Here is an 8461-nt window from a genome sequence, read left to right on the forward strand (position 1 = left end):
CCCTTCCTCCATCACCCGGGTGTCACCCCCGCCGCCTTCGGGACGCTGCCACCGGTCGCGCCGGAAGCACTCCCCGTCCACCGCCTCCAAAGCGGAGACGATCTCGTCCTGGAGGGAAGTCAAAAACCCTTTGACGGCATCGAGCTCCATGGGACAAATCCGCTGGGCTCGCCCATTGGGATCGGGCAAAAAGGCGGCGCACGCCTCAGAGGCGCTTCGCCCCCACGGTGCGGGAGCGGATCGCCCGGTGGCCGATGTCCCGGCGCATGTGCACGCCGGGAAAATGAATCTGCTCCGCGATCTGGTACGCTCGACGCTGGGCGAGCACGATGTTGTCTCCCAGGGCGGTCACCGTAAGCACCCGCCCGCCGGCGGTCACCAAAGCGCCGTCTTTCATCGCCGTGCCGGCATGGAACACGTGGAAATCGGGCCCCGGCGCGGGAATGCCGGTGATGGGGTCCCCCTTGCGGGGATTTTCGGGATAGCCCGGCGCAGCCAGGACCACCCCCAGGGCGGCGCGACGATCCCACTCGGCCTCCGCCTGGTCCAGGGTGCCTTGAACCCCATGCTCCAGCAAGGTCACGAGGTCGGTCTTGAGCCGAAGCAGCAGCGGCTGCGCTTCCGGATCTCCCAGCCGGCAATTGAACTCCAGTACTTTGACCTGGCCGCCCTGACCGATCATGAGGCCGGCGTAGAGAAATCCCACGTAGGGCTCGCCCTCGGCCGCCATGCCCTGGACTGCTGGCTGGATCACCTCCCGCATGATGCGGGCATGGATCTGAGGGCTCACTACCGGCGCCGGGGAGTAAGCGCCCATGCCGCCGGTATTCGGCCCCCGATCCCCGTCCAAGAGGCGCTTGTGATCCTGGCTGGCGGCCAGGGGCAGCACGTGCTTGCCGTCGGCTATGACGATGAAGCTCGCCTCCTCACCTTCCAGGAAATCTTCGATGATCACCCGGTGACCGGCTTCACCCAGCCGATGATCCCGCAGCCAGGCGTCCACCGCGGCATGGGCCTCCTGGTCGTTCAAGGCCACCACGACACCCTTGCCCGCCGCCAGCCCGTCCGCCTTCACCACCAAGGGTGCACCGTGGCGTGCGATGTAGGCGTGGGCAGCGTCCGCATCGGTGAAGGCTTGGTAGGCGGCGGTGGGAATACCGTGGCGGGCCATGAAGCCCTTGGCGAATTCCTTGGAACTTTCCAGCTGGGCGGCGCGGCGAGTGGGACCGAAGATCTTGAGTCCCTCGGCCCGGAAGGCGTCCACGATCCCTTCGGCGAGGGGCGCCTCAGGCCCCACCACGGTGAGGGCAATCTCCTCTCGCCGGACAAAATCCACCAGCTCGGGAATGCGGGTCAAGGCCACGTTCTCGACCCCTTCTTCCAGGGCCGTGCCCGCATTGCCCGGCGCCACGAACACCTTGGGATGACGGGGAGAGCAAGCGAGCTTCCATGCCAGGGCATGCTCCCGCGCACCAGCGCCGACCACCAATATCTTCATCGTGCAATCCCGATCCCGGAAGCTCCGAAGAGAAGGAGGAAGAAAAGTTCAATGACGGAAATGTCGCACGCCGGTAAACACCATGGCGAGACCCCGTTCATCGGCGGCTGCGATCACTTCCTCGTCCCGCAGGCTGCCGCCCGGCTGGATGATGGCGCTCGCCCCAGCATCAGCCACCACGTCCACACCGTCGCGGAAAGGGAAAAAGGCGTCCGAGGCCACCACCGAGCCGACCAGGGAAAGCCCCGCATTCTGGGCCTTGATGGCGGCGATACGGGCGCTGTCCACCCGGCTCATCTGACCCGCACCTATCCCCAAAGTGCGCCCGTTGCCGGCGAACACGATGGCGTTGGACTTGACGAACTTGGCCACCCGCCAGGCGAACAGCAAATCCTTCAATTGCTGTTCGGTGGGCTGCCGGCGGGTCACCGTCTTGAGCTGGGCCGCAGTGACGTTGAGGACATCCGGCGACTGCACAAGCAGCCCGCCCCCTACTCGCTTGACATCCAGCGCGTCGTGCCCGCCGCCGGGCGGCACCAGGAGCACCCGAACGCCGCTCTTGGCGCGCAACACCTCTAGCGCATCGGGTTCGGCCGCCGGGGCGATGACCACCTCCACGAATTGCTGGCTCACGGCCTCCGCCGTGGCCCGGTCGATCGTCCGGTTGAAGGCAATGATGCCGCCGAAGGCGGAAGTGGGATCGGTGGCGAAAGCTCGGGCGTAGGCTTCGGTCGGGGTGGCGGCTACCGCTACCCCGCAGGGGTTGGCGTGCTTGATGATTACACAGGCGGGTTCGTCGAAAGTCTTCACGCACTCCCATGCGGCGTCGGAATCGGCGATGTTGTTGTAAGAGAGCTCCTTACCCTGCACCTGGCGGTAGCCTGCCAGGGCGCCTTCCGGCACCCGCAGCTCCCGGTAGAACGCCGCCCGCTGGTGGGGGTTTTCCCCGTAGCGCAGGTCCTGTACTTTCTCGACGCACAGATTGAGCTGGCCGGGAAAGTCGTCCCGGGTACCGTCCAAGTGGGTCGCCGTCAGATAGTTGCTGATGGCAGCGTCATAGGCGGCAGTGTGAGAAAAAGCCTTGCGGGCGAGCCGGTAGCGGGTCTCCAGGCTGAGGGCCCCCCCGCTCGATTCCATCTCCGCCAGGATGGCCGGGTAATCGGCCGGGTCGGTCACCACCGCCACGTGATGAAAGTTTTTCGCCGCCCCGCGCACCATGGATGGGCCGCCGATGTCAATGTTCTCGATTGCCTCCTCCAGGGTGCAGCCGGGGCGTGTCACGGCGCCGGAAAAGGGATAGAGGTTGACCACCACCAGGTCGATGGGGGCGATTCCCGCCTCCGCCAGCGCTTTCATGTGCTCCCCCACGTCCCGCCGCGCCAGAATGCCGGCGTGAATCTTCGGGTGCAGGGTTTTCACCCGTCCATCCAGCATTTCGGGAAAACCCGTGTACTCCTCCACGGCAGTGACCGGGAGGCCTGCCTGCACGAGGAGCCTGGCAGTGCCGCCGGTGGAGAGAATGCGTACCTGGAAGCGGGCAAGGCCCCGCGCCAGTTCCGTGAGGCCCGTCTTGTCGGAAACACTGATCAACGCCTGCTTGATGATGGTCATGGCATGCCTTGGCTCAGGAACGGTGGGCGGCGGGCGCACAGAAAAAGCAGCCGGCGCCGCTACTTGAGGCGGTAGGCCTTTATCTTCTTGCGCAAGGTGTTGCGGTTCAATCCCAGGAACTCGGCGGCCCGTGTCTGGTTGCCCTGGGAGTGGCGCAGCACCGTCTCGATGAGGGGTTTTTCCACGCAACGAATGACCATGTCATAGATACCGCAGGGCTTTTCCCCGTCCAGGTCCTTGAAATATCTCTCGATCGCACGGCGCACAATGCGATCGATCTCGTTTTCGTTGATCATGGGCGAGCTCCCTTCCCCAGGATTGGCGCCTGTCACGGCGCACTCGTTCGTCGACTCGCGGCTGCGTGAAGCCAAACGCGACTCGCCAGGGGAAGGTAAAGATTGTAGCCGGATCGCAAGACGAGGAAAAGTTCCGTGCAAGAGTCGCTGCCGCAGAGGAAGCTACAACGCGCGTGCGCCGAAGATCATGCGCCGCGCGAGAAAGCGCCGCGCCGGCGGCAGGAGACCAAGCCCCGCCAGTGCGGCGGTGCGGCCCCAGCGCAACAGTGGGTTGGCGTTGGAAAATAAGCGTACCAGGGTGTCGGTAAAGGCTACACCTAGCTCCACGTCCAGCGAACGCTTCCGCCGATAGCGTTCGAGATGGGCAGGATCGCCGATGCTGTCCCGGGGCGCTTGCGCCAGGTGCTCGGCAAGCTCCCACGCGTCGCGCAACCCCAGGTTGAGGCCCTGGCCCGCCACGGGATGCAAGGTGTGGGCGGCATTGCCCAACAAAACGGTGCGTGCACCCACGACGTCTCGCGCCCGGCGCTGGACAAGGGGAAAGACCGCGCGGTGCCCCACCGCCCGGAAGCATCCCAAGCGGTGGCCGAAACGCTCCTGCAGTGCGGCGCAGAAAGCCTCCGGCGCGAGCGCAGCCAGCGCCGCCGCCCGTTCGGGTCCGACAGTCCAGATCAGCGCGTAATCGTTCGTGCAGGGCAGCAGCGCCACCGGGCCTTCCGGGGTGAAGCGCTCGTAGGCCACCCCCGAAGGGGCGACGTCCGCCCGCACCCGGGCCGTGAGGGCACACTGATGGTAGTCCCGACTCGCCATCTCGAAGCCTAACCGATTGGCGGTGGCGCCCCCGTCCGCCACCGCCAGCAGACGCGCCTGGAGCGCTCCCGCCCCGTCTCGGTGGCGCAAACCCACTGTCACGCCCTCGCGACTCGCCCTGATCCAGGGCTCGCCGACAGCGGGCAGGTAGAAGAGGGCGTGAGCGTCCCGCAGGCGTTCGACAAAGGCCGCCATGAGTCGCCCGTATTCCACGGTGTAGCCCAGGACGGGCACCCCGGCCTCGGCGCTCGTCAGCGCCACCCGGGGCCAGGTCCCCTGCTCCGAGACATGCACTACCCGAATGGGAGCCACCTCCCGCAAGAGGGGCCAGACCTCCACCCGCTCCAGGAGCAGCCGGCTGCCGTGGGACAGGGCGAGAACCCGGGGATCCTGCTGCGCTTCCTCCGGGCCTCGAGTGTCGAGCACCGCGGTGTAAAGGCCGTGTCGCACCAGGGCGAGGGCTAGGGCGGCGCCCACCGGGCCCGCGCCCAGCACCGCCACGTCCACCGAGGGCGTGGCGGAAGAAGAAAGAAAAGGCGTGTTCACGGGCCGAGACCCTTAGGCCGCCGCCGGGCGTGCCATCAGCGCCTCGATCTCGGCGACGCTCTTGGGTGCGTCCTGGGTGAGCACCTCGCAGCCTTCGGCCGTCACCACCACGTCGTCCTCGATGCGCACACCGATATTCCAGAAGGCCTGGGGCACGTCCTCGGCCGGACGGATGTAACAGCCCGGCTCCACGGTCAAGGTCATGCCCGGCACAAGCAGCCGCCATTCGCCGTCCTGCTTGTAGCTGCCGGCGTCGTGCACGTCGAGTCCCAGCCAGTGGCCGGTGCGGTGCATGTAGAAACGCCGGTAGGCTTCCTTCTCCAACACTTCGTCGCGGGAACCGGTCAAGAGCCTCAAGTCAATCAGCCCCTGGGCCAGCACCTCCAGGGCCGCTCGGTGGGGTGCATCCCAGCGGTTGCCCGGTTGGACCGCGGCGATGGCGGCCGCTTGGGCCGCCAGTACCAGCTGGTACACGTCCCGCTGCGCGCTGCTGAAACGCCCGTTCACCGGAAACGTCCGGGTGATGTCAGAGGCATAGCCGTCGAACTCGCAGCCGGCATCGATCAATAAGAGCTCCCCATCCCTCAAGGTGGCGCGGTTGGATACGTAATGCAGCACGCAAGCGTTGGCCCCGCCTGCTACGATAGGAGGATAGGCCGGTGCCTGGGCGCCCTGGCGGCGAAATTCGTGCAAGAGCTCCGCTTCCACCTGGTATTCGCTGAGCCCCGGGCGCACGAAGCCCATGGCGCGCCGGTGGGCGGCAGCCGAGATGCGGGCCGCCCGGCGCATGAGAGAGAGCTCGTGGGCATCTTTGACGAGCCGCATCTCGTCCAGGAGGGCCCGCACGTCCTTGAGCTCGGTGGGAGCGGTGACGCCGCTGCGCGCTTTCGCCCGCACCGCGTTCACCCAGCTCACCACCCGAGCGTCCCACGCTGGGTCCTGGCCGAGGGGGTAGAACAGGACCGGCCGATCCGCCAGGATTTCCTCCATCGCCGCGTCCAGCCCGCCAATCGCGTGCGCCTCCTCGAAGCCGAAGGCTTCCCGGGCCCCTTCGGGTCCGTAGCGGAATCCGTCCCACACCTCCTTCTCCGGGTCTTTCTCCCGGCAGAAGAGGATGGACCGGGGCGCGTCCCCGGCAACGAGCACCAGCACCGCCTCGGGCTCGGTGAAACCGGTGAGGTAGTAGAAGTAACTGTCGTAGCGGTAAGGGTAGGCCGTGTCCCGGTTGCGCAGCCGCTCCGGCGCCGTGGGCACGACGGCGACGCCCCGCCCCAGGCGGCGGGCGAGGCGCTCCCGGCGCTCCCGGTAAAGGGAGATTTCTGTCATCGCTTTAACCTCTCGCAGATTGAATGAGCCCCAGAAACTCAGTCCTCGTTCCCGGGCTCGCGGTTCAATGCTTCCAGCGTCAAGGCCCAGCGGTTTTCCAGGGGCTGTAGGGCCTCCACCAACCCCGCCAGCCGACGAATCGCCGAGGCGAGGGCTTGCGCCTCCTCGCCGCCGTCCACTTCCCGGGCTTGCGCTTCCAGTTGAGCTAGGCTCTCCCGCAGCGCCAGCGCGCTCGCTAAGGCGTTTTTCAGCTGCTCCCGGGGGTGCGGGATCCAGGCTCGGTCCGCCCCCAGAGAGCGCAATCGCTCCCCTACCTCCAGTGCCCGCTTGCGCAGTCGGGTTGTGACCCCGAGGCGGGAAGACCTCACGTCGCCGAAGACCGCCAGCTCCATGAGGGTAAGCCACGCCGAACGCGCCTCGGCGAGCCAGGCCCGGTCCAGGGTCACCGTCGCGTATACTTCTTCCGGTCCCATTAATGGAGCGCTCCGGTCGCAAGAGCCCGGGCAAGCGCGAGCCGCTGCGGGGTACCCACGTCCACCCAGCGCCCGGCATGGTGCAGGCCGCCCACTCGCCCCGCCGCCGCGGCTGCCTTGAGACGCGGGCCCAGGGGCACTTTGACGCCGGGGGCGATATCGGCGAAGAACCGGGGCCGGTAAAGCCCGATGCCGCTATAGGTGAACCGGGGCTCTCCCTCGACGAGCACCCGTCCCTGCACCAGGGCGAAATCGCCTTGCGGGCGATGGGGCGGGTTGCCCACCAGCACCAGGCACGCCTCCCATTGGGAGGACAAAACCCGCTCCACGTCCATCAGCCGGGCGAAGTCGAAATCGGTATAGACATCCGCGTTCACCAGTAGGAAAGGCGCCTCCCCCAGCAAGGGTAAGGCCAGGGCGACCCCGCCCGCGGTTTCCAAGGCCTCCGTCTCCCGGGAGTAGGCAATGCGCACCCCGTAGCGAGCACCGACACCCAGCCGTTCTTCGATCTGGGCACCCAAGTGGGCGTGGTTGATCACCACCTCCCGTACGCCGCAGGCGGCCAAGCGCACGAGATGCCACTCGATGAGCGCCCGCCCCCCCACCTCCAGCAGGGCTTTCGGTCGCCGGTCGGTCAGGGGCCGCATGCGCTCTCCCCGTCCCGCCGCCAGGATCATGGCCTTCAAAAGGTATACCCCATGCTGAGAGCGCGCCCTTCCAAGTCGTCCAGAAGCCGAGCGAGAGGCGCAAGCTCCCGATACCGCTGGGCCACTTCTCGGGCGTAGGCTACGAATCGGGGCGTGTCGGCGAGATAGTGGGCCTTGCCGTCCCGATAGCGGATGCGGGCAAAGATACCGAGTACCTTGAGGTGCCGCTGTAGCCCCATCCACTCGAAGGCACGGTAAAAAGCGGAGAAATCGGACTCGACGGGAAGCCCCATGGAGCGCGCCTTCTCCCAATAGCGAATGGTCCAGTCGAGCACCCGCTCCTCGGGCCAGCTCACGAAGGCATCGCGAAACAGGGACACCACATCGTAGGTGATGGGTCCTTCCACCGCGTCCTGGAAGTCCAGCACACCCGGGTTGGGATCGCTCACCATGAGGTTGCGAGGCATGTAGTCCCGGTGCACGTAGACCCGAGGCTGGGCGAGCGCACTGGCGATGAGCAGGCGGAAGATGGTCTCCAACGCCTCCTGCTGGCGCGGCTGCAGAGCCAGCCCCAAGTGCCGTCCCACGTACCACTCGGGAAAGAGCTCCATCTCCCGCCGAAGCAAGGCTTCGTCGTAGGGGGGGAGCACCCCCGGGCGGGTGGCCCGCTGCCACTTGAGCAAGGTCTCCACCGCATCCCGGAACAAGGCGTCGGCGTTGTGGTCGTTGAGCACGTCCAGGTAGGTTTGGCTGCCCAGATCGCTGAGCAGCAGAAAGCCCTGGGCGAGGTCCTGGGCAAGGATGGCGGGGGCGTGCACGCCCGCCTGGCCCAGCAGCTGCGCCACGCGAACGAAAGACTCGCAGGGCTCCTTGTCCGGAGGCGCGTCCATAGCGATCCAGCTCTCTCCGTCCGAGCGGACACGGAAATACCGGCGGAAGCTGGCGTCGCTGGAGGCCGGCTCGAGGTGGAAACGGCGCCCGGCCAAGACTTGCGCGAGCCAGGCCCTCAGTCGTTCGAGTCGCTCCATGGAAGGGTGGAGGGCGATTGCGAATCCGATGGGTTTGTGCGATTTTAGCATCTTGCCTGCCGACAAAATCCCAATAATGCAGATGCTTATGCGGCCGATGGCGGTTGCGGTCGCCTGCCTGTTCGTTCCCACCGTCCACTCCCAACCGATCGGCCTGCCGAAGCTTGCTGTGGACCCGGCCCTGCTTGCACCTGCCGAAGCCCCGCCGCCAGGCGCGCCGTCTCCA

9 protein-coding genes and 1 pseudogene are annotated in these 8461 nt (G+C 66.7%); 1 reads left to right on the forward strand and 9 read right to left on the reverse strand.

Annotated features, from left to right (window positions below):
• The 9 genes from V7Q81_RS12720 to V7Q81_RS12760 form a co-directional block, all read right to left on the reverse strand.
• Positions 1 to 150 (reverse strand): coproporphyrinogen III oxidase (locus V7Q81_RS12720; RefSeq protein ID WP_333843862.1); only part of this gene is annotated, 150 nt, incomplete at its 3' end.
• A 55-nt stretch (positions 151 to 205) separates the two neighbouring features.
• Positions 206 to 1498, reverse strand: coding sequence for a phosphoribosylamine--glycine ligase (gene purD / locus V7Q81_RS12725; protein WP_333843851.1), 1293 nt, complete (start codon positions 1496 to 1498; stop codon positions 206 to 208).
• Between the two features lie 48 nt (positions 1499 to 1546).
• The gene (purH, locus tag V7Q81_RS12730; RefSeq protein WP_333843852.1) at positions 1547 to 3109 is read right to left on the reverse strand and encodes a bifunctional phosphoribosylaminoimidazolecarboxamide formyltransferase/IMP cyclohydrolase; all 1563 of its coding nucleotides are present in this window, start codon (positions 3107 to 3109) and stop codon (positions 1547 to 1549) included.
• A gap of 59 nt (positions 3110 to 3168) precedes the next feature.
• On the reverse strand, positions 3169 to 3405 hold the full coding sequence (locus V7Q81_RS12735; protein WP_333843853.1) for a helix-turn-helix domain-containing protein: 237 nt from the start codon (positions 3403 to 3405) through the stop codon (positions 3169 to 3171).
• Positions 3406 to 3567: 162 nt separating this feature from the next.
• Complete coding sequence (locus tag V7Q81_RS12740) at positions 3568 to 4761, reverse strand: FAD-dependent monooxygenase (RefSeq protein ID WP_333843854.1); 1194 nt, start codon at positions 4759 to 4761, stop codon at positions 3568 to 3570.
• Positions 4762 to 4773: 12 nt separating this feature from the next.
• Positions 4774 to 6087 carry an aminopeptidase P N-terminal domain-containing protein gene (locus V7Q81_RS12745; RefSeq protein ID WP_333843855.1) on the reverse strand — a complete coding sequence of 438 codons (1314 nt, stop codon included), beginning with the start codon at positions 6085 to 6087 and terminating at the stop codon, positions 4774 to 4776.
• Positions 6088 to 6125: 38 nt separating this feature from the next.
• The gene (locus V7Q81_RS12750; protein ID WP_333843856.1) at positions 6126 to 6560 is read right to left on the reverse strand and encodes a hypothetical protein; all 435 of its coding nucleotides are present in this window, start codon (positions 6558 to 6560) and stop codon (positions 6126 to 6128) included.
• On the reverse strand, positions 6560 to 7246 hold the full coding sequence (murU, locus tag V7Q81_RS12755) for an N-acetylmuramate alpha-1-phosphate uridylyltransferase MurU (RefSeq protein ID WP_333843858.1): 687 nt from the start codon (positions 7244 to 7246) through the stop codon (positions 6560 to 6562). The genes V7Q81_RS12750 and murU overlap by 1 nt, the downstream gene beginning before the upstream one ends.
• Positions 7243 to 8235, reverse strand: coding sequence for an aminoglycoside phosphotransferase family protein (locus tag V7Q81_RS12760; RefSeq protein ID WP_333843859.1), 993 nt, complete (start codon positions 8233 to 8235; stop codon positions 7243 to 7245). Before V7Q81_RS12760 ends, murU begins: the two co-directional genes overlap by 4 nt.
• Between V7Q81_RS12760 and V7Q81_RS12765 the strand changes: the two are divergent.
• Positions 8234 to 8461 (forward strand): annotated as a pseudogene (locus V7Q81_RS12765) (hypothetical protein); the annotation flags it as partial. The gene V7Q81_RS12760 and the pseudogene V7Q81_RS12765 sit on opposite strands and share 2 nt — an antisense overlap.

The organism is Pelomicrobium sp., from assembly GCF_036803785.1.
In the GTDB taxonomy this organism is placed as follows: Bacteria; Pseudomonadota; Gammaproteobacteria; order Burkholderiales; family UBA6910; genus Pelomicrobium.

What these genes read in the sequence shown, in the direction of transcription:
- purD (WP_333843851.1), bottom strand. Translation starts at nt 1,498, where the DNA reads ATGAAGATATTGGTGGTCGGCGCTGGTGCGCGGGAGCATGCCCTGGCA.
- purH (WP_333843852.1), bottom strand. Translation starts at nt 3,109, where the DNA reads ATGACCATCATCAAGCAGGCGTTGATCAGTGTTTCCGACAAGACGGGC.
- V7Q81_RS12735 (WP_333843853.1), bottom strand. Translation starts at nt 3,405, where the DNA reads ATGATCAACGAAAACGAGATCGATCGCATTGTGCGCCGTGCGATCGAG.
- V7Q81_RS12745 (WP_333843855.1), bottom strand. Translation starts at nt 6,087, where the DNA reads ATGACAGAAATCTCCCTTTACCGGGAGCGCCGGGAGCGCCTCGCCCGC.
- V7Q81_RS12750 (WP_333843856.1), bottom strand. Translation starts at nt 6,560, where the DNA reads ATGGGACCGGAAGAAGTATACGCGACGGTGACCCTGGACCGGGCCTGG.
- V7Q81_RS12760 (WP_333843859.1), bottom strand. Translation starts at nt 8,235, where the DNA reads ATGGAGCGACTCGAACGACTGAGGGCCTGGCTCGCGCAAGTCTTGGCC.